Below are 20117 nucleotides of genomic sequence, written 5' to 3'. Positions count from 1 at the left end.
GGCTACGAACTCCCCGAGCAAGCGGGCCTTGTCCTCATCGGTGTAACGTGTCCGTGACATCCGGCGATCCTGACACGTCAGCGGAGTCCGCCGAGATCGTCCCAACGGCGGTCGCTCGGGGGCTTACTTTCATTCGCCACGCTCACCTAAAAGACCCGTGTCAACTGCGGCGAGTGGCCCCCGGCCCGTACAACAAAAAGCCGGGAACCCGCGAGGGGCCCCGGCGTCCGCCAGATCAGTAATCCGTCGGCAACAGGATGCACGTGGATGACCGGTCGGCCTCGGTGATGATCCAGAATTTCACCCCCTTCCGATCACGATAGACCGAGAAAATCCGGAGATCGTTGCGGAGGGAGATTTCGTTTTCGGTGCGGTCCTCCTCACAGAGGTCGCCCCAGTCGGCCGCGGCGTGCCGCGCGAGACTGCTTCGCATATCCTCGGGATCGATCGCTTCAAGCGCGGCGGGAGTGGTGACGATCTGGCCAAGCGGGAATTTCGGTTCGTTCATGGTGTTGTTTTCCGGTTTCGAAGGAGGGATCATTCCCTCTCCTCACTCGGCGAGGGAGAGGGTGAGACCTCCGGCCGGAAAACCGCCGGAAGGGCCGGGGTCACGCGGGGCACCGGGCGTGATAGCTGCGCGAGTGACAGCTCTGCTGGCGCGAGTGTCGCCACGCCCGAGGACTCGCGCCCGGGCCTCCGGCGCCATGAACGAAACGCAAGCCGGACCAACTGCCACTCCGGACGCGTCGAAGCGATCCTGAATGCGATATGACCTGTTCGTTCAGGCGACACGGTTCACCGCATCGAAGACGAAAGCTTCGTCGGTCTTTTGATCGTGGGGAATCTTCACCCTGGAGGCCTCCATCCCGTCGATCCTCCACCCCTTGCTCTATCCTTCGGGGTCGGCTGGCTCGACAGCCGAAAGCAGCGTCCGAAGCATCAGCTCCTCACAGCCGACATCCTTGCCGGTCTTCTCAGTGAGCTCTTTTGCCTTCGCCAAATAGGCCTCCCAAAGCTCGGCAGGCATCGGAATCAAAGCGAGTTCGACCTCCGGCTCGGAAACCGGTTCACCGGTGAGCTGGGGAATTTCTTTCTTGAGGAAGTCCTGTTGGGCTTTGTGGTAGCTGCGGAACACGTTGGTGCACAAGTTGGTGAAGGAACTCGTGTCGGCCAACTGCTCAACCAGGACGGCATCCTCGTCGTAGAGCTTGAACGACACGTGTCGAACCTTCCAATGGTTCTTACGACGTTTCGCCGATCTCGACGGAAGCGAATGGTAGGGATTGCCGGATTGGGTTTTCGGCGGCTTCTTGGAAGCTTTCTTCGCCGTTTTCTTGGGGGTCTTCGTTGCCATGTCGGGGGATGGTTCCGGCCTCCCTGAGGACCGGATGGAGCGACAAGGAGACCGATTGCGGTGGTGCGGTGAACCGGAGTTCGGTGGGACTGTGCAGTTTGTCAGTGGAGAGCATCCATCGGGCCACCGGTTCGCCCATGTGGGTCTCGATGGCGTCCCGCATGTGACGGGCTCCCATTTCACGCGTGTAACCCCTGCGGACGAGAAAAGTTACGACCTCGGCAGCATGGGAAACGCCGACCGGGATTCGATAGCGCTCTGTCGCCGTCCGTTCGATCAATCGGGATTCCCGGTCAATCATCGCGAGGGCAACGGAGCGTTGTATATCGTAAGAAAGACTATTGAAAACGATTTTGTGCTGAAACCGCGCGATGGTCTCCGGCGCGAAGAAGGCCGTGGCGGCCTGCATCACGGTCCGTTCGAGCATCGAATAGGGAACCCCCTCCATTTTCACCGCATCGGCGCTGCCGAGGTTCGAGGTGAAAATGATGTACCATTCGGAAAGATCCTTGGTCTCGCCGGTGCTCATGGTCACGCGGGCGGCATCTGTCGCGGCGAGGAAAACCTTGCTGACGCGGGGGTGCGCCTTCTCGATCTCGTCGAGGAGAAGAATTCCCCCGGAGGGACGGGCGTCGATAGCCTCGCCGAGAAGTCCCTGGCTGCCGCGCGAGTCGCCCAATAGCCGTTGGATGGAATCGTCGTGGCCGTATTCGCCCATGTCGAAACGGGCGACGGCGGACTCGTCGCCATGGAGAAAGCGGCTGAGATTGAGGGTGGTCTCTGTTTTGCCAACGCCCGTCGGCCCCAGGAACAGGAACACCGCCTTGGGCCGATTGGGTTTCCGCAGGCCGAGTTCGGCCCGCTGGACGGCGGAGGTCACCCGAGAGGCGGCGAAATCCTGACCTTGAATCCGCTCGCGGAGGAAGGCGTCGAGCTTGGTCAGGTCCGGAGCCTTGAATTCCGCGTCACTCATCGTGGCTTGATCCCTCCGGGACTGCCCTCCTTCGGCAGTTCGCCCCGTCTTACCTCGGGTTTGATTAGGGAAGGCGCACCCTTCGGGGTTGCGTCCTCAATTTCTGGGATCTCCGGATTCTCCGGCACCGCTGGCGCGGATTGTCGGGATTGCTGTTTGAGCGTGTCGATCTCGGTCCGCATCGCGGCGAGCTGGGAATTGTAGGATCGGATCTGTTCGAGCATCTCGTCGCTCTGACGGTCCATCTTCGAAGCCGCGGCAAGCAACTGCCGGGCCCTGGCGTCGCCCAGCTCGGCGTTTTCTCGGAGGGTCATGAGTTCCCTGGTGACGATCCGCTGGCGATTGAGTTCGGCGTTGAGTTCCTGGGAAACCGGTCGATCCAACGCGACCGGGTTGCGCAAACCGACGGTCGGACCGATCAGGATCTTCTTGTCGGGGTCGGGGCGAAGCCGCCACGTCTCCGGACGCTCGCGGCGGTAGATCACGTGGCGTTCGTGCATCACCTCCTTGTTGGCCGGATCGACATAGCGGGAAACGGGGTAGGCCTTGTAGTCGGCGGCGCGGGCAACCGCCGCGTTCGACTCCATCGGAATGTCTTCAAGCACCTCGGTTCCAGGCGGCAGCGGAGAATCATATTGGGAATGAAGGCGGTCGTGTTTGTTTCGCATGTAGTCGGTCGAACAGCCGCACAGCGACAGGGCGATCAGGATCGGAACGGGTTTCATGTTGGGATGGGTCACTGGTTGCGGCGGTTGTGGTCGGCGGATTCCTCGGCGAGCCGGCGCATCACGTCGGCGCGGGTCGCCTCGATCTCGCGGCGGCGCTCGTCGATGCGGGCTTGTTTCAATGCAAGTTCGTCAACCGGCGGCGAAACCTCCTGCTCGGCGAGGGTCGCACCGAGCCGGGCCTGCCGCATCAGCACCGGCTGGCGGATATAGACGTAGAACTGTTTTCCGGCTGGAACACGGACGTAGGCACCATCCCGCTCGATCAGCTCGAGGATCCGCTCCGCGTATCGTTCCATCACCTCGCGGCTGCCCTGGAGGGCTCCGCTTTCAAGCGATGGAACCACCTGGGAATTCCCGAAGGCGTTGGTGTTGCGCTCGGTCACGCCATCTGCCGCACCGGCAAGGAAGGTCGCGGTGAAGAGCTTGATCGTGTTCAGTCCGTCCTCGTTGGTCAGGACCTTTCCGCGCAATCCCGCGCTGCCATCGGCGATGCCGAAGGTCTGGCCATCGGGTGCCTTGTCCATGTCGAGGGCGACACCATCGAGAACCAGTTCCGAGCCTTCCGGATAGATCCCACCCTTGGCGAGAACCACCGCCCAGCGGCCTTCCACCGCAATCCGGTTGCGGGAACGATCGGCATTGGCGATCGCGTGAACTTCGGAGTTCGCGGGAATCAGGAGCTTGCGATTCCAGTAGAGATCGCGCGTCACGAGACCGACAACCGGCGTCGAAATGTTCGACGAATCGACGGTGGTCACGAGCTCACACTGGAGCATGCGGCCGTAGGGTGCGAAAGCATCCTTGGAATTCACCAACGGGCTAACGGGCGCGGACTGGCCGGCCCCTTGTTTCGGTTCTTCCGGCTTGGCCGGGGCGGTCTGCAAGATCGAGATCGGCAGGCGTTTCGGCGGCTTGCTCTTCTCCTTCTGCGGTTCGCTCCGCGCCCGTTCGCGTTTCTCATCGGCCTGCTTCGCGAGTAGTGCCCGCTGTGCGTTCGGGTCGTCGAAGGCCGGGGCGAAGTCCCGGCTGACCTGATACGATTCGGTTTCCATCTCGTCGGTCTGGATCTCGGAGGCCGGAGCGGTTTCCGCCGTTTCCTTTTTCTTTGCCTCGGTCTTCGCGGTCCACTGGCTCGCCACGCCGAGGCCCGCGACCAGCAGCACGATGAAGATCACCGTCATGCCGGGCTTGCTCTTGAAAAAGCCGATGATGTTGCGGGGATTGCTCATTTGCTGGGGGTGATGGTGCGGTCCGATCGCCGCGGTAGCAGCGGTGGACCTTCTTCGAGAAGTCTCACCGTGATCTGCCACGGATTGTCGGGATCGAGGTTGTTCGAGCCTTCCGCCTGGTCGCCGGTCACGGCGAACCACGCGAGCGAGGAGGTGTTCGGGGCAACGCGACCGCCTGCATCGCCGATGGCCTGGGTGTAGGCCTCGCTGCCTGCACGCACGACGAACGATTCGGGATCGTAGAAGAGTTCGCGATCGGTCTGGTTGGTGATGGCGACCTTGAACACGAGAGTGTCCCACTCGCCCTTTCGATACACCTCAAGCGGAGTGATCGAGTAGTCGCCGGAGTCCGACATCGGAAACGGTCCCCTGCCCTTTTGAAGATCATCCACCGAAGTAGCATCGGAACTTTGAAGCACGGGGTAGGCTTTGCATTTGTCGATCAAGCCGAGCATCCGCGCCGGGGCGACGATCAGCGTCTCTCGCGTTTCCGGTCTCCTCGAAACAAGCATCTCTTCCGGGGTCGGCACCGGTAACGGCGGATCATGGAAGACCCGTTTGAACAGGGCGCGTTCGGGATCGGTGAGAAGCAGGAGCACGTAAATCTTCTCCCCCACCCTCACGTTGACGTTGGTCCGCGCGTCGGGTCGAAGTGGCGTGACGGAAAACGTGTCGTCTCCCTGGGCGTGGGACAGGTTGAACAGAGCGCCTTCGGCGTTCGGATCAGCACTCATACCGACGCCGTCCATGCCCGTGATCGGCTCCGGAAATACCAGAGTCGTGGTAATTCCCGGCGCGGTGGGGATGACCGTAACCACATCCGCATCGAGGGTGCGGTGGTCGATCACCGGCTGGGATTCCTTGGCGGATAGCGTCGCGGTCCCGAGGGCGACCGCGACGGCCGCCCTTTTGATCAATTTGGAAGTCATCTTGCGGCCGGATCGGTTGAGGTGGTTTCCGTCGGCACTCTGACCGAATTGGGATTCGCTGGTTCGAGCTGAAGGTAGCTGTATTTTGCGACCACCAGCGGATAGCGGCCGTTCTCGGTGAGCCGGGGATTCCGCCAGCATTCGAACTGGATGCGGAAGTTATCGACTTCGCGAATCGGGGTTCCCGAAACCCGACCGTCGCGGATGACCTGGCCGGCCACATTGATGTAGTAGATCTGGATTTTCCCCGCCTGGCGCACGCTCACCACGTCCACTTTCGAAATCTCGGCCTTCTGGTGGATCGACTTGAGTTTCAGGTCGGGAAGCGCGTCCTTCAGTTCCTTTTCCGCCTGTTTTAGCGAATCGCTAAAATACAAGTTGTTCACCAGCTCCGGCGTGTCGAAGCCGGTCGGGTTGCGGTCCAGGAGCGCCTTGGTCGCCAGAATCGCACAGGTCGTGTGAACCTTGTTCGCGTCCGAGAAATCCAGTCCGGGGCCGACCACAAGGTTGCCGCCCTCATCGGCAACCAGCACAATTTGTGTCCGGTAGAGAAGTGCGACCAGCGCGATTGGAACCGCCGCATTGGTGACGATCAGGATCAGCACCAGGGCGACCAACAAGCGACGGTCACGCCACGCGGCGACAAGCTGCACGATGCCTTTCGGCTTTTCCGGTCGTTTGGCCGGGACGGGAATTTCAATGAGTTCGGGATCAGGCATCGGAGATCAGGCGGAAGGCGGTCGTCTGCGGACGGGAGATGAGGGTTCGTCGTTGGCCGGGGTCGGCAGGTAAGCGAGCGAAGCTCGCGCCCGGCGGCTGGAAGTGGTGACATGGGGAGAAAGATCGCCGCCGCCCTCGTCGGAAACGGCGGGTCCGGAGCCGCCGCCGGACACCGGAGCCATCGAAGCGGCTCGCGATTTCGCCTGGCTGGTGATCGACATCGCCCCGATCGCTGGCAGCGCGGCTGCTCCTCGAAGCAGAGCCTGACCTTTTCCGCCGGATGCGCTGGCTCCGCCTTCTTGGGCGACATCGTCGAACGCGGATGCCACTGTCCCGGCGACCGCCGCGACCATGCCGGCATTCATCGCGGCACGGCGGGCCTTCTTCCCCTGATCGCCTCCGTGGCTCCCGCCCGATGAAGGGGAAGGGCTCGGAGACGACTCATACGATCCGGCCAATCCGGAGACACCGTCCGAAACCTCGCTTCCACGCGAGGCGGCGCGGGATACGCTGCCATCGGTTCCCTCCCCTGCTCCGCTGCCTCCTCCCGATGCGGCGGCACCGCCAAGCAACGTTCCTGAACCGCCCCCTGCGAGAGCGGCGGCTCCCAAGGTCGCCCCCGCACCAACCGTGCGGGTTCCCATCGCCGCCATGTTGCCGATCATCGACTGTGCCGCGTTCGCGCCGGTCGTGACCATGCGTTGAATCATGAATGGCCCGAAGAGGTAGCCGAAAATGATCCACACCGGCAGACAGAGGATGATCGCCCCGGCCCAAAGATACGACCCGATGTCCCATCCCCCGGCGTTGTTGATCGTTTCGGCGGCGGCGTTCATCAGGCCCTCGGTGCCGACATTGACGAATGCCCATGCAAGCGGCCACGCGAGCACTCCGATCAAACCCATGATGTAGCGGTAGCCGATGTTCGACACGGCTCCGACGCCGATCATGGCGACGAAAGCTGGCAGGAAGATCGAGGAGAAGTGGACGATGAATTGCTGGATCAGCCAGAACACCCACATGACGAGCTGGGCCAGCTTGTAGAAGGCCGTCAGAATGAAAATTACAAGCTGGACCACCATCCCGTAGAAGGCGTTCACCACACCCGACGAACCGTCCTGGACGGCCTCGCCCGGATGGAAAATGTAGTAGAGGATTCCGTGTTGGACTTCCCCGCCTCCGGTTCCTTCCTGTTCTTCGAGCGCGGTGTGAGTGTAGGCGACGATCGCCTCCTCGATACTCTCCTGCAGGAAGGCCGGGGATCCACGATAGCCGACTGAGGTCGCGAGGTCGTTGAAGCCGTCGGCGGTCAACTGAAGCAACGGCATCGACAGTGCCACCATTCCCGTCAGAACCACGGCTTTGGTTACCGCCTTGAGATTGTGGGACGGGTCGTGCGAAAACGACGAAAGCCTCCGGATCAGGCTCCACGTGATGAGCACGAAAGCGAGTGTGACGAAGGGAATCCGGGCGGTCTCGATGGCATCGAGAAAACCCGGAAACATCCGCTCGAAGCTCGTGAAGAACTCCAGCAGTTTTTCCCACAACCCCGACGGGTTTGAACCTGTGGCGGCAAGCAACATGAGCGATCCGAAGGGCGTTCTGTCTGATTACGAGCCGGATTCCTCGTCGGTGGATTCCTCTTTGATTGTCGGCATGCCCTGGCGAATCGGACCCGCCGGCTTCGGTTCCGGGTAGTTGATCTTGGTCGCGTCCTTCATGGCCTTGTCGTGTTGCTCGTCGAACGCCTTTGCCGCGTTGATCTCCTTCTGCCGCTGCTCGTCCTCCTGATCGCGACACGAAGCGAGCGGCAAGACGGCAAGAAGAATGAAGAGGGCGTTTGTTTTCATGATTTTGGTGGTTTGGGAATGAGTTCAGTAGCGGAGTGGACCAGCCGGCTGCGGCTCGGGGAATGTAAGCTGGGTCGCTTCATCCATCGCTTTCTCATGCTGCTGGTCGAAGGCCTCGGCCGCAGCCTGCTCCTGGCGGCGGCGGGTCACTTCAAGATCGTTGGCCGTGATGGTGCTCTCGGCGGCGGAAATGGCCTGCTCCTGATAGAGCTGCTCCATCTGGGCATTGAGGCCGTTCAGCTTCGCGGTCAATCGGGCGACCGTCGCGTCGTCCGGAGCGCTATCGAGGTCGGTCATGGTCGTTTCAACCTGCTGCTGCAAACCCTCGCGAGCGGTGCGGTAGTCCTCGCTTTTGGCGGCGTAGCGGTCCCGCACTTCGTCATGCACGGCGAACTTCCGATAGGCTTCCACGTCGCGCTCGATGGCGGTGCCGTCGGCCAACGTGGTCGGAGCGGCGCGGTGGATTCCGCCGCCTGTCCGCGTAAGTGAGTAATCCCCGGCTGCACCTTCAACGGTTTCGCCATACGATTCGAGGATCCCGGTCAGCCTGGCATTCTCGACGGCGGACTCGATGTCCATCAGGCCCGCCAGCGAGGACGGATCGCCGAAACGCTCGAGGTAGCTGTCGAGCTGTGAAATCTGCTCATACTGGTTCACGATCTGTTCGACCTGGTTGCTGATCTGGCTCGCGTCGTTGCCGAGGCTTTCGGTCCATTGGGCAAGCTCGGTAATCCAGTTGGTTTGGTTCTGGATGATCGAAGCGTAGTCGGTCACCGGTATCTGGGCGCGGGAGGCGGTCGCGAGTCCGATCAGGACCGCGAGAACTTTCAGAATGGCGGGTGTTCTCATGAAATGATGTTTGTTGTTTATTCGACGATTCTGATGGTCGCGTGGCGCGGAACGCGGCGGATTCCTTCGGGATCCACGCCGCCCGGAACGACCACGTCGTAGGTGTTGGTGACGCCGTAGCCTCCGGCATCGTTGCGTTCCTGGTTCGCCTGGAGCATCCAGTAGTGGCTCTTGATCGCGTCCACCTTCCCGGCGGTGTAGCCTTTCATCACGGCTTCCTCATTCTCCTTGTCCTGGAGCGCGTTGGCTCCGGCGGCGAGGGCGATGCCGCCGACAGCACCGGCAGCGGTCCACAAGGGATCTCCGTCACTCAGGCCGTAGCCCGCCGCGGTGCCGGCACCGGCTCCAAGAGCATAGTTGAGCGCCTTGCGACCGTTCGTCGCGGAGCACGAACACAGGGCCAGCAATGGAAGGAATAGGAGGATGGATTTCATGAAGTGGAAGCGGTTTGTTGGCGGCGCTTGAGCGCGGTTTCCTCGAGGATGCCCTCGGTCACGTCGGCGTAGCGACGGAGCGCCTTCGATCGTTCCTCGTAGAGGTCGCCATCGGAGGACGCGCAGTAGAGCATTTCGGGTGAGGCATAGACGCGCAGCGTCCCGTTGACGGCGCGGTCGGCGTCCTCCGCCCAATAGGTGCAGGCCGAATAGCGGTCGTGCGGTGGAAGGTGCTCCGGACTCGGGTAGGTCCGGATCGACTCGACGGTCACCGGCGGCATTTTCAACTCGGAGGCGATCAGCCCCAGGTCGGCGGTCGATTTCTGGCGGAACACAATCTTGGTCTGGCTGTTGCCGAACAGGACCGGACGGATTTTCTCGGGAATCTGCTGCATCTGCTGGCAGACGGTCACCAGCCAGGTCGCATACTTCCGGTAGGTCGCGTAGCTGGACGCGACGATTTCCTCACCTCCCGGAACCCCGAAAAACCGGGGTGCTTCCTCGAAGATGATCCGCTTCTTCCACGAACGCGGATCGGTCATGATGAGGTGCCGGACGGTGTTGTTGAGCAGGAAGCCCGCAGCCTCTTTGAAGTCCCGGGCATTCTCCGGAATCATCGACAGCTCGAAGTGAAGCACCCGCTGATCGAGGTCGATGTTCGAGACTCCGTCGAAGAACTTCCCGCGCTGGCCGATCTCGCGCGTCCAAGTGCCGAGCATGTCGGCGAGGTAGTTGATTTCCGCCCGGTCGTGGTGGGCCATCACGCCGTAGCGCAAGGCCATGTAGAGACTGTGATGGGTCAGGTTTTCGTAGTCCTCGTGCTTCCAGCGCGAAAAGATCAGGTCGCGGCAAAGGCGTTCGCCGTCGCGGGAACTGGTCCAGCGGACGATCTCCGATTCGTCGAACGAGGATTCGTAATCCGTTGCTTCCTCCGTGTCCTCCCGGCGCCATTCGGCGAAGGCAAGGTAGGTGTCGAGGAAGGTCGCGCCGTTCGGCATGCGCTCGGTGCGGTAGCGATCGAGCGCGAAGCCGAGCCGCTGGAGCGCCGGGATTTCGCCCTCGTTGCCCATCATCCAGTCCGCGGCCGCGTCGGCATAGAGACGGTTGATGTATTCGCCGAGCTGTCCGAGCCGCCGCTTGTTGGTGTCCTCACTGTCACTGGCACCGATCATCTTCAGGCACAGTGCGGCCGCCGATCCGATGTGGTGATGGCTCAAGGGAAGGCCTCCGGTATCGAGGTAGTTCAAGGTCAGCTCGCCATCGAGCTGGAGCACGATCGGCGAAGCTCCCAGCGTCTGCGTGTAGGTCGCGTAAGAGAATCCTTCCTCGATGATGACCGTCCGGTGGAACTGCTGCTCGGTCTGGCTCATCAGCGCGTTCATGAACACCGATTTGCCCGCGCCGGTTCCGCCGATCACCAGCATGTGCTGGGGCGTCGAACCGGAAAAGGTCCGGACACCGATGACGTTGCGGCCCGAGCCGTGGAAAAGTGCCTCGGCCTTGTCGAGGTGGCCGGTGAAGGTGGATGAGAACGGGATCAGCGCGGCCAGCGCGTGATTCGAGGCCTCCAGGTCGAAGCCCCGATACTTCGAACGTGTCCACCCCGGCCATGTCTGGAAAAACAGGCTGCGGGCCGATGCGGCGCGGGTCGCGTGGTAATACTGCGCCCCCATGTCGGAAATCGCGGCCTTGATCGCTTCGGCTTTCGACACCAGTCCCTCCAGGCTCCGGTCCCAAACCCGGACCACCTGCAGCGCGGAGAAAAGACGGGTGTAGCCTCCGGCCAGCTCGTCCACCTTCTTTTCCTTGCGGACTTTGGCCGTTAGAAGAGAGCGGCGGCTTTCGGCCCGCATGTCCCCTTCCAGGCGTTCGATCATCTTCTCTTCCTTCGCGATCTCCGCGCGGGTGTTCTTCGGCAACAGGTTGGTCGTGATGACGTAGTCGTTGAACGGCAGGCGCGTCAGCGAAAGCATGTCGAGCGGACGCACCCGCTGCGGCCAGCGCGAGATGGTGAACAGCGCGTGATACTGTCCGGCGAAATGGAAGCTCGCTTCCTCGGCATTGATCGCGACCCCGTCGCTGCGGAACGTGAGTTCCTGGATGCTCGCGTCCGGGTCGAACTCGGCAAGCGCCTTACCTCTGTCCTGCTGAAGCAGCGACGGATTAAGCAGGTTCCGGTAGTTGAGGAAATGGTCCTCGTCGTCCATCGCGACCACCCGCGCGAACGATCCGAAGCCCTGCTGCAAGGTCCGGTGCAGGTTCTCGAAAGCCTTCGACTCGCGCTCGATCAGAAGCGCGATGTGATCCCTCACCGCGTTCTCGTGGGTAAAAACCTTCGACAACGCGGTGCTAACGTGGCGGGAGAACCAGAGAACGTGCTCTTCCCTCCGGAGCTGCCCGCGCTCCATCTGCTCGGTCAGCCGATAGTAGAGTTCTTCACGAACGAACCGCGTCCAGCGGTTGTCGGACTTCCCCAGCGTTTCGGCGTGGTACGGCTCAAGTGCGTCACGGTAGTCGCTGCTCACCCGCCACTGGCTCTGAAGGGTGACCCCGTCCGGAAGACCGAAAAGGAGGTTCGTCATCGCCGCGTGGAAGGAATTGAGCACTTCAACGCTCGCGCCCGAAAGGTCGCCGAGTTCGATCCGGAATCCTTTCGCAAGCAATGCGTCGCCTCTCGGCAGGTCGTACCAGACCAGCCCGTCGACGAAGTGACCGTTGGGAATGCTCTCCATTTCAGTTCTTCCGGCTCTTTCTCCGTGCCACCTGTTTCAAGGCCTTCTCCAGCGGGTGCATCGGCTGCCCGTAGGAATGGCGGACGAAGCATCCATCCGAGGTGAGCGACTCAAACCAGTCCCCCGCGTAGTGCGGCGGCTTGCCTTGGAAAAAGGTCGTCACCAACAACAGGGTGAGCGCGAAGGGCAGCGCTCCGAACACCACCGATCCGACGATTCCGAACGCCTGGGACCAAAGCAGGATCGTCACCAGCACGATGCTCACGACTCCCGAGGCGATCACCGGCAGGAACAGGTTGCCGGAAAGCCCGAAAGCAATCCCCTTGGAATCGTCCGCGCTGTTGGTATCGACCGATACCAGCGCGACCTCGCGGTCCGTCGAATGGCTCGCCACAACTGTTTCCCGTTACAGTCCGTCGGTGTCCGGAGTGAGCCCGCCCATATCGAGGCCGAAAGCGGTGAATAGGATCGTCATCAGGGCCACCGCTCCGGCGATCATCAGTCCGGCGACAATACTCTGCTTTGATCCATCCGGGTCCTTGCTGTAGTTGGCGGCACCGCCGATGATCTTGATGACCCCGTAAACGAAGCCGATCAGCATGATGATTCCAAGGCCTTTGGAGAGGCCTTCGACAAACCCGGCGGCGAGAATATTCCCTGCGGATAGAACGTGATTCATGGTTGGTTGGATTAGATGGTTCAGTGGATCAGGCGCGAGAAACCGCGCAAGTTGCACGCGTGAAACTCCAGACGCCGGAGCGCCCTCTGTCAATCCCCCCGGACGCATATATCCATGAAAAAAGCTTATCTCCGCTTCAAGTAGCGCTTCACGTCATCGTGATTCCCGATCATGTCGAAGTAGAGCGTCGGCGGCTTGGTGGTGCCGTCCTTGACGAACACCAGCCGCACGTCGAGACCGCTACGGCATTCGTAGATGTCGCCTCCCAGGTCGCGGATTCCCAGCCCCTGGTGCTGGTGAGGTTTGCCGAACTGCTCGCCGACTTCTAGAAGCCGTGCGATCAGATCCTTCCGCTCCTCCTCGCTCAACTTGAGCTTTTTGACGGCTCGCTTGAAGGCTGTCGTCGTCTGGACCTCACAGGAGGTTGGAACCGGAGCCGGTTTTGCCTTCGGCGCGTTCCTTCCGCGCCCGCTTGAGGATTTCCTGGGCTTTGCCATGCAGTTCGGTTTCGCCCACTCCATACTCTTCCTCGGCGTAGGTCAACTCGACCGGCCGGAGGGCGACGGCACGCTTTCCGATCAGAATGGCGACCTTTTCACCGGCAAGCGCACGCTCGGTGACTTTCTTCCAATCCCGACGGGCCTCGCTGCTGGTGAAAAGCTGCAACGACCCCGGCGCACGCTCGGTGGAACGCTTGCTGGAGGCAGGTTTCGTGGTGGTAGCCATAATTAGTGCGGAAACTGTGAAAAATATGTACAACGACTTTGAGCTTCCGTCAAGTTTTTGGCCTGCGTTCTCGGAGGAACACCCCGTGGGCCTTCTGGATTTCCCCGGCCTCAGGTCGGTCGATCGTGGACCTGCCTTGCACTGGCGGCTTGCGGTTCTCCACCAACGCCGAAACCCGCTGCGCCCGGCGCTTCTGGCTGCGTAGCGAGGAAATATGCAGCCATTCCGAGAAGCGGATCCCCGCAAAAAGGAGCGGGATCATCAAACCGACGCCTAGCGTGACCGCCGCACCGGTTCGCGTCGGGGGGCAGTAGCCAGGCAGCCATTCGACGAAACTGCCGTTGTAGATCCTCCACCAGCCGGCCGCCGCAGGAAGCTCCGGCGAGGCGCGGAAATAGAGCCAGGCAACGATGCCCGCCACAATGGCGGCCATCCACATGCCTTCGTTAATCGGGTCATGTCGCTTCGCCCGGCTCATCGTTCAGCCTCCATTGACCGGTCGCGACGGTTCCGGTCGCTCCGGTCGCGTTCTTCGGAATGATCGCGCTCGCTTTGGGTCCTCTCCAGCCGTGATACCGCGAGCCGGGTTTGATCGAGTGCCGCAAGCCTGCGAGCGGCTTCGGCCCGATTGGCGGCGATGGCTTTCTCCTTCGGGTTGTCGTTCATGAGTTCTGTTGGTCGAAACCGACCGGCAACCAATGTCGGCCGTTGGGAAACTCGCGCCCTCCCTGAAACAGGACCGCTGTCACGATGGCATCGTATTCCGGCCCGCCTTTCGCGAGTTTGAGAAACTCCCGCGGCAGGACCTCGTAGTCGATCAGCTCCTGCTCGCTGCTGCCTCCGCTCCCGCCGTCGCCGCTTCCGAAACTAAATCCCGCGTTGGTCGATGTCCGGACCGTCTTGCCCTTGGTCAAAATCTCGGCCGCCCAACGGTTCGTTTCGGGATCGGAATTCTGATGCCAGAGCTTGGTCTGGAGATTGCCGAGCAGGGAATCAACACGTGCCTTGCCGCGTCCACTGCCGCCGAGTTCGGCGAGCAGGTTCGGGAGATTCTGGGTCAGGTAAACCGTAGCCGTGCGGCTGCTGCGGGCCGTGGTTTGAAACTCGGCGTCTTTGGAGGTGATGAAGAACTGCGCTTCATCGGCGAAAAGGAACAAGGGACGGCTTCCGTCGCCGGCGACCTCCCTCTCGGCCGCACATTGGAACAGGTATTTCCAGATGACGGCCGCGAAGCGCCCGAGTTCATTGTAGACCTTCACCGGCAGGTCGATGACCAGGATCGAACCGTTCCGGGCTTCCTCCGGCGTGAGCGTCGTATGCCGACAAAAAAGCTCGTGCCCGATCCCGCGCGCGAGCGGGTCGAGAATGGCCGTGATGTTCATCCTCACGCTTGCCTGGGTGCGCTCGGCCATCGTCTCCCACTCGCCTTTGAAGTAGCGGGTCACCGCCGCGAGGTCGTGTCGGTCGCGCGGATCAAGGTTGCTCCTGGCATTGGCCAAGGCGATGGCCTTTTCGACGGCCTTCGGATCGGTCACCATCATGTGCAGCGCGGAAACCGTCACCGGTTCGGCGGCGATCCGCAACAAGTCGAAGGCATTGCGATACCACTGCCGCGCCGCCTGTTCCCAGATGCCGTCCTCGCTCTTCCCTCCCCCGCTCCGCTCGGCGCATTGCATCAGGATCGACACCGCGTTTTCGGAAATCCCCGCACCCGGTCCGCTGCGGTTCAGTTCGTGATCGAGAAAGTTGAAACCGTAGCCGGTATCCGTTCCGAACAGTTTCACGTCATCGAGCCGACCGCATTCCTCGGCCCAACCGCACCAACGGTCCGCCTCGTCTGGTTTGGCACAAAGCACCAACCCGCCGAATCCGGCACCGAGCATCGACTTGGCGATGTTCCGTCCACTGCCGCTGGTCTTGCCGCTGCCGGTCGCGCCGAAAATCGCGGTGCCCTCGCACGCATGCCGGATCGTCCATGGTATCTGGACAATCCGATTCCGATCCACGCCCTCGAAATCCAGAAGGACGGCATCAAGCGGCCAGCTCGCGGAAGGAATCGGGGTGCTCATGGTTCGGCAATCTGATGAATTTCACGATAGCGCCCGATGCGTTCAATCAGTTCGTTGTAGGCATCGCCATCGCCCTGTTCCCAGCGGTGCAGAAGGCCGCCGATCCGATCCCGCTCCTGGCGAACCCGCCATTCGCCGCCGGTCCAATAGCCGGCTCCCGCCGCTCCGATCAGGAAGCACGCGAGAAAAAACAACCATCCAAACCGGCTGGCATTACCTGCCCCGGACTCGGACAGCCTCGACGCCGCTTCACGGGCCGAACTCGCCGCCGCTTCGATTTCGTCCGGCAGTTTCCTGGCCGACCCGAAGGCCGCTTTCACCTCGCCGATCTTGCGGTCGGTCTCGAGGGCCAAGTCGTTCCTCGCCTTGTCGATCTCCGCCCGTGCCGTCGCCGCGCCCTCCGAAACCTTGCGCGCTTCCTCGACCGTCGCGGCAAGGACCTTCCCCATCCCGCGGGTCACCAGCGCGAACTGGACCGGCATGCTCTCCGGATCGCCTTGGAGCAAGTCATGCCACGCGCGGATGATCCGCTCCCGCTCCTCGGGTTTCTCACCGCGAAGCAGAAATTCAAGCCCACCCGCGGCGGCCTCAGAAGTCGAGGGGGTCGAGGCCATCCTTGCCGTGCAACACTTTCTCGCGAATGTCCCTCGAACCGGCGACCTCCGCCCGCTCGACCCGCCGCTTCACCAGGTCGGGATCGGGCACGAGGATCCGCATCACCTCCTCGCACTGCGCCCGCACCTTGTTGGTCCAGGCTTCCAGCTCGAATCGACTCGCTGTCGCCAGTGCCGGTGCCGCCTCGGCCCATGGCAACATCCGTCCCGCAGCGCGGCTCGCCGACGCCACTTCCTCCAAGGTCGATCGGGTGACCACGGGTAGATAGATTTCCTCGGCCCCGTAACCGGCCAACTTTCCCGCAGCCTTCGAGCGGTCGAATTGATCGGTGCGATACCGCGCCGGACTCCTCACCAGAAGGTAATCGACCCGCGTCCCGAGCTGCCTGACAGCCGCGGCAAGGCTTCGCTGGGCGCTGTCGTCGTCGGCAGGAAACAACATCACCGTCATCCTCACCCCCGCTTCATCAAGCACGTCGAGCACTCTCAACGCCTCGATCTGCTCCAACAGGAATGCCGTCGCCTGGGCCGGAAAATCGGCCACCATTAGCGGGGCGGGTGCAGCGGCCACGGCCTCTATCAGCTCTTTGAAGGCGCTCGCCTCTCGCGCGACCTCGGCCATCAACTGCGCGTCGCCGAATTTCTGGCTCAGGGTCCGGTGCTCGTCGTCGGCATCGATGGCGACGCAGTCGACCTCCGCCCATTTCGCCCAACTCAAAACCGCTTCACAAGCGGTGGACTTGCCAACGCGCCCCGTCGATTGCAGCGGACAAATCAACCGCGCCTTGGTTTCTGGATTCTTTTCGTTCTTCTTCGTCATGATCTTTGGCTGTTGCGCATCACTTTGAGGACCATTTTCCCTGGCTCCGCCGGGGCGGTCCAATCGTCGTCGGAGTCGTCAGGTTGCGGGGATGGAACCGGACGCTCGACCGACAAGGGCGAAGTCCCCCGCTCCGGCGCAAATGCCTCGACCTCCACCTCCCGCTCCCGAAGCTGCCGCTGGCGCCGACGATACCATCCCGCGAGTCCCCGCTTGGTGATCTCCAACCCGTACCGTTCTCCGAGACCGGCAACGATCGCGGCGAAACTCAACCCGCGTTTCCGTCCCTCGACGATCTCGTCGATATGTTTGTCCAACTTGGATGCCATGTAGCCGGAACCGCTGTAAACGCCGCCCGGATTCTTTGCAATCTCTTAAGTTTTACGCGTGAAACTTTCCGCTTCCAGTGTTCCCAAAGCGTGCCCGATTCGTTCCCATTGTGTTCCCTCTTCGATTTCGCGGGAACACTTCGGGAAGCCTTTGGGAACGCCCGCCGTTCCTTGATCGGCGGGCTTTTCCCCCACGCCTATCCCATAGGGTATAGCGTCTTGATTTTGGTTTGCTCGCCATCGGCGGGCGGACCAAAATGAGGTATGCAACCCCTCGTGCGAAGGCACGCTCTGATGCATCTATCCGGCTGCGAATTTGGGGGTGAGCCTTAACTTGGAACGATGATTACCGCGAACCAGATTCGCGGCGGCGGGAACTACCTGACGCTGCACCTCAAAGCGAACGACTATTGGGAGGAAGGCCATTCCGTGGAAGGCCAGTGGATCGGCCGCGCCGCCGAAATGCTTGGCCTCGGCGGTCAGATCGTGACACAGGAAACCTTCTCGGCACTCGGCGAGAACCTCCACCACGCGACCGGCGAACGGCTGACCAGCCGAATGCGCTCGGACCGGGTTTCCTTCCACGACATCCAGCTCAGCGCCCCAAAGGACGTTTCCGTGCTCGGGGTGTTGGGTGACGAGCGGGTGCGCGAAGCGTTCCACGCCGCCACCCTCGATGCCCACCGCCGCCTGGAACACTACGCCGCCGCCCGGGTCCGCCGTGGCGAGCTGGTGAACACCGAAGCGGTGCGCCTCACCGGCAACGTCGCCACGGCGCTTTACCACCACGATTCCAGCCGGGCGTTGGAACCCCAACTTCACGCCCACATGGTCACGGCCAACCTGACGTTCGACCAGGAGGCCGGATGCTGGCGGGCGCTCCAGCCCGCCGAAATGCTCCGCGCCTCCCTCTTCGTCAGGCAGGCCTTCTTCGAGGAGCTGGCTCAAAAGATCGAGGCCCTGGGATACCGCACCTGCGACCACACCCGTGACGGTTTTTCCATCCAAGGTATGGAAGGGCTCGGGGAACGCTTCAGCTCACGCCGGACGGCCATCGAGGAGGCCATTGCCAAACTGGAGGCCGAAAAGACCCGCAAGGCCACCAACAAGGAAATCGCCGTCATTACCCGCGAGACCCGCCCGGAGAAGATGCAGGAAACCACCACCGAGACCGTCAGATCCGCTCAGCGGGAAACGCTGGGCAAGGACGGTCGCGACCAACTCGCAGCCGTTGTGGAGGCCGCTGCGGCCGAAACCCGCGCGCCCCGCGCGAGGATCCCGGCCGACGCCGCTCTCGCCTCGGGCATCGATCACCAGATGCAGACCCGCACCAGCGCGGAGGACTGGCGGATGCTGGCCTCGGCGTTGGAACTGCGGCAGGGCCGCCGGATCGACGTGCGAGCGCTGGAAGCGGCTTTCGCGGAACAGGAGACGAGCGGCAAGCTCGTCCGCCTCCCGACCGGACAGGTCACCACCGCCCAGGTCGTCGCGGAACACGCGGCGATCCGGGCAATCACCGCGGCCGGCTGCGGCAACTCCCCTCCCCTCTCCGATTCCGCCCGGTTGGACGGCAATCGCCACCTTTCCGCGCCGCAGCTCGCGGTCGCCCGCGATCTGGCCGACAGCCGCGACCGGATCACCGTGCTGGAAGGCGATGCCGGCACCGGCAAGACCTTCCTGCTCCGGCAGCTCCGCCAAACCTCCTCCACCTCGTGGCTCGCGCTCGGGGCGACCACGGGAGCGCGGGACGCGCTGAAAAAGGAAGGATTCCCGGAAGCCCTCACCGTGAAAGCTCTGCTCACCAACCCGGATCAGGCCCCGCCAGAACCGGGCGCGGTCTGGATCGTGGACGAAGGCGGCCTGCTGGGAACCGCCGACACCCTCGCCCTGCTCCGCCACGCGGAAAGCCGGGGCGCCCGCGTGCTGTTCGTCGGCGACACGAAGCAGCACGCCGCCGTGCCCCGTGGCAACGGCCTGGAAACGATCAAGGACGCTGGAGCCACCACCATCCGGCTCTCGGAGGTACGGCGGCAGCTCGATCCCCGGCACCAGGAGCTTTCGAAAGTCATCGCCGATGGCGTTGAGGCCGGGAACGCCCGCGACGGGCTCGCCCTCGCCCTCGATCTCGATCTGGTCCGGGTGAACGACCGCGAACGGGATCTCTATCGCGATGCTGCCCGGTCATACGCCGACGCCCTAGCCTCCGGCCAGGACACGGCGGCGATCTGCCCGACCTGGGACGGAATCGGGAAATTCACGGAAGCGGCCCGCGAGGAACTGACCGCGCGCGGGCTGCTCGATCGGAAACGCGAGCAAACGCTGACGGTTCTCGCCCCCTGCGCCTGGTCAGAGCCGGAAAAGCGTGATCTCACCCGCTACAGGGAGGGCCATGTGTTCGCCGTCCAGCGGGCCGTTGCCGGCCTGCGGGCGGGCGACCTCGCTCACTTCGTCCAAGCGAGGAAAAATACGGTCTTCGTCAATCATCAAGGGGCGCTCCACGCGATCCCCGTCCGCCAGCTCGCTCGCGTTTCGGTCCAAGAGCCGCGCGAAATCGCGCTGGCTCCAGGGGACCGGGTGCAATTGCTAGCCAACGACCGCGCCAGCGGTCTGGCCAACGGCACCGTCGCCGCCGTGACCTCCATCGAGAATGGGCGGGTGCATCTGGAAGGCGGACTCTTCCTCGATACCAAGCGCTTCCGGTCGTTCACCTACGGACACGCCACCACCAGCCACAAGGCTCAAGGAGCCACACGAGACGCCGTGATCGCCGTTTTGGATAAGGCCGCCCTCACCTCCGCCGCCGTTCATCCGCGGCAGTTCTATGTCGATACCACCCGGCACCGACAGGAACTGACGATCTTCACCGACAACACCGAGGACCTGGCTGCCCGGCTGGTCGAAGGCCCGGCCCATCGACGCGAAGCATCCGCTCGCCAAATTAGGAAGGCCCATACCGCGAAAAGTCAAACCGCACCATTAGAGGAACGCCAAACGCTCGAAAGAGAATAAATCGACCGGTCCTTCCTCCCCCATGGGAAACATTTTCAGCCCCGAGAAGCGATCCGTGGTGCGATGTCCCGAA

General features: G+C 62.5%; 22 protein-coding genes. 1 reads left to right on the top strand and 21 read right to left on the bottom strand.

The window, feature by feature from the left end; all coding sequences use genetic code 11:
* Window positions 1-235 precede the first annotated feature (235 nt).
* From ABXH26_RS16140 to ABXH26_RS16040, 21 genes are all read right to left on the bottom strand, one after another.
* Window positions 236-508, bottom strand: a complete 273-nt coding sequence (locus ABXH26_RS16140) for a hypothetical protein (protein WP_353568128.1) — start codon at window positions 506-508, stop codon at window positions 236-238.
* Window positions 509-889: 381 nt separating this feature from the next.
* Window positions 890-1219 (bottom strand): hypothetical protein, encoded by a 330-nt coding sequence (locus tag ABXH26_RS16135; RefSeq protein WP_353568127.1) that lies wholly within the window; start codon window positions 1217-1219, stop codon window positions 890-892.
* Between the two features lie 22 nt (window positions 1220-1241).
* The gene (locus ABXH26_RS16130) at window positions 1242-2174 is read right to left on the bottom strand and encodes an AAA family ATPase (RefSeq protein ID WP_353568126.1); all 933 of its coding nucleotides are present in this window, start codon (window positions 2172-2174) and stop codon (window positions 1242-1244) included.
* Window positions 2175-2323: 149 nt separating this feature from the next.
* Window positions 2324-3052, bottom strand: coding sequence for a hypothetical protein (locus tag ABXH26_RS16125; RefSeq protein ID WP_353568125.1), 729 nt, complete (start codon window positions 3050-3052; stop codon window positions 2324-2326).
* A gap of 11 nt (window positions 3053-3063) precedes the next feature.
* Window positions 3064-4284 carry a TrbI/VirB10 family protein gene (locus tag ABXH26_RS16120; protein ID WP_353568124.1) on the bottom strand — a complete coding sequence of 407 codons (1221 nt, stop codon included), beginning with the start codon at window positions 4282-4284 and terminating at the stop codon, window positions 3064-3066.
* Window positions 4281-5213, bottom strand: a complete 933-nt coding sequence (locus ABXH26_RS16115; protein WP_353568123.1) for a hypothetical protein — start codon at window positions 5211-5213, stop codon at window positions 4281-4283. The genes ABXH26_RS16120 and ABXH26_RS16115 overlap by 4 nt, the downstream gene beginning before the upstream one ends.
* Entirely contained in the window at window positions 5210-5932 is a 723-nt protein-coding gene (locus ABXH26_RS16110; RefSeq protein WP_353568122.1) for a hypothetical protein, read from the bottom strand. The genes ABXH26_RS16115 and ABXH26_RS16110 overlap by 4 nt, the downstream gene beginning before the upstream one ends.
* Window positions 5933-5938: 6 nt before the next feature.
* Complete coding sequence (locus ABXH26_RS16105; protein WP_353568121.1) at window positions 5939-7516, bottom strand: hypothetical protein; 1578 nt, start codon at window positions 7514-7516, stop codon at window positions 5939-5941.
* 27 nt (window positions 7517-7543) lie between these two features.
* A complete protein-coding gene (locus ABXH26_RS16100; RefSeq protein ID WP_353568120.1) occupies window positions 7544-7783 on the bottom strand; it encodes a hypothetical protein in 240 nt (79 codons plus the stop codon).
* A 24-nt stretch (window positions 7784-7807) separates the two neighbouring features.
* On the bottom strand, window positions 7808-8632 hold the full coding sequence (locus ABXH26_RS16095) for a TrbJ/VirB5 family protein (protein WP_353568119.1): 825 nt from the start codon (window positions 8630-8632) through the stop codon (window positions 7808-7810).
* Between the two features lie 17 nt (window positions 8633-8649).
* On the bottom strand, window positions 8650-9066 hold the full coding sequence (locus ABXH26_RS16090; protein ID WP_353568118.1) for a hypothetical protein: 417 nt from the start codon (window positions 9064-9066) through the stop codon (window positions 8650-8652).
* Window positions 9063-11798: a VirB4 family type IV secretion system protein gene (locus ABXH26_RS16085; protein WP_353568117.1), complete on the bottom strand. Its 2736-nt coding sequence runs from the start codon at window positions 11796-11798 to the stop codon at window positions 9063-9065. The genes ABXH26_RS16090 and ABXH26_RS16085 overlap by 4 nt, the downstream gene beginning before the upstream one ends.
* 1 nt (window position 11799) lies before the next feature.
* The gene (locus ABXH26_RS16080) at window positions 11800-12192 is read right to left on the bottom strand and encodes a hypothetical protein (protein WP_353568116.1); all 393 of its coding nucleotides are present in this window, start codon (window positions 12190-12192) and stop codon (window positions 11800-11802) included.
* A 12-nt stretch (window positions 12193-12204) separates the two neighbouring features.
* Window positions 12205-12477, bottom strand: coding sequence for a hypothetical protein (locus ABXH26_RS16075; protein ID WP_353568115.1), 273 nt, complete (start codon window positions 12475-12477; stop codon window positions 12205-12207).
* Window positions 12478-12602: 125 nt separating this feature from the next.
* A complete protein-coding gene (locus tag ABXH26_RS16070; RefSeq protein ID WP_353568114.1) occupies window positions 12603-12845 on the bottom strand; it encodes a hypothetical protein in 243 nt (80 codons plus the stop codon).
* Between the two features lie 46 nt (window positions 12846-12891).
* The gene (locus ABXH26_RS16065; protein ID WP_353568113.1) at window positions 12892-13203 is read right to left on the bottom strand and encodes a hypothetical protein; all 312 of its coding nucleotides are present in this window, start codon (window positions 13201-13203) and stop codon (window positions 12892-12894) included.
* Between the two features lie 49 nt (window positions 13204-13252).
* Complete coding sequence (locus ABXH26_RS16060; RefSeq protein ID WP_353568112.1) at window positions 13253-13681, bottom strand: hypothetical protein; 429 nt, start codon at window positions 13679-13681, stop codon at window positions 13253-13255.
* Entirely contained in the window at window positions 13678-13869 is a 192-nt protein-coding gene (locus ABXH26_RS16055; RefSeq protein WP_353568111.1) for a hypothetical protein, read from the bottom strand. Before ABXH26_RS16055 ends, ABXH26_RS16060 begins: the two co-directional genes overlap by 4 nt.
* Entirely contained in the window at window positions 13866-15272 is a 1407-nt protein-coding gene (locus ABXH26_RS16050; RefSeq protein ID WP_353568110.1) for a type IV secretory system conjugative DNA transfer family protein, read from the bottom strand. Before ABXH26_RS16050 ends, ABXH26_RS16055 begins: the two co-directional genes overlap by 4 nt.
* Window positions 15269-15886, bottom strand: a complete 618-nt coding sequence (locus ABXH26_RS16045; RefSeq protein WP_353568109.1) for a hypothetical protein — start codon at window positions 15884-15886, stop codon at window positions 15269-15271. Before ABXH26_RS16045 ends, ABXH26_RS16050 begins: the two co-directional genes overlap by 4 nt.
* A complete protein-coding gene (locus tag ABXH26_RS16040) occupies window positions 15861-16706 on the bottom strand; it encodes a hypothetical protein (RefSeq protein WP_353568108.1) in 846 nt (281 codons plus the stop codon). The genes ABXH26_RS16045 and ABXH26_RS16040 overlap by 26 nt, the downstream gene beginning before the upstream one ends.
* A gap of 671 nt (window positions 16707-17377) precedes the next feature.
* Between ABXH26_RS16040 and mobF the strand changes: the two genes are divergently transcribed.
* Entirely contained in the window at window positions 17378-20044 is a 2667-nt protein-coding gene (gene mobF / locus ABXH26_RS16035; RefSeq protein WP_353568107.1) for a MobF family relaxase, read from the top strand.
* Window positions 20045-20117: the final 73 nt, after the last annotated feature.

Source organism: Haloferula sargassicola, assembly GCF_040362925.1.
Taxonomy (GTDB): domain Bacteria; phylum Verrucomicrobiota; class Verrucomicrobiia; order Verrucomicrobiales; family Akkermansiaceae; genus Haloferula; species Haloferula sargassicola.
This window is presented reverse-complemented; position numbering and strand designations above follow the sequence as displayed.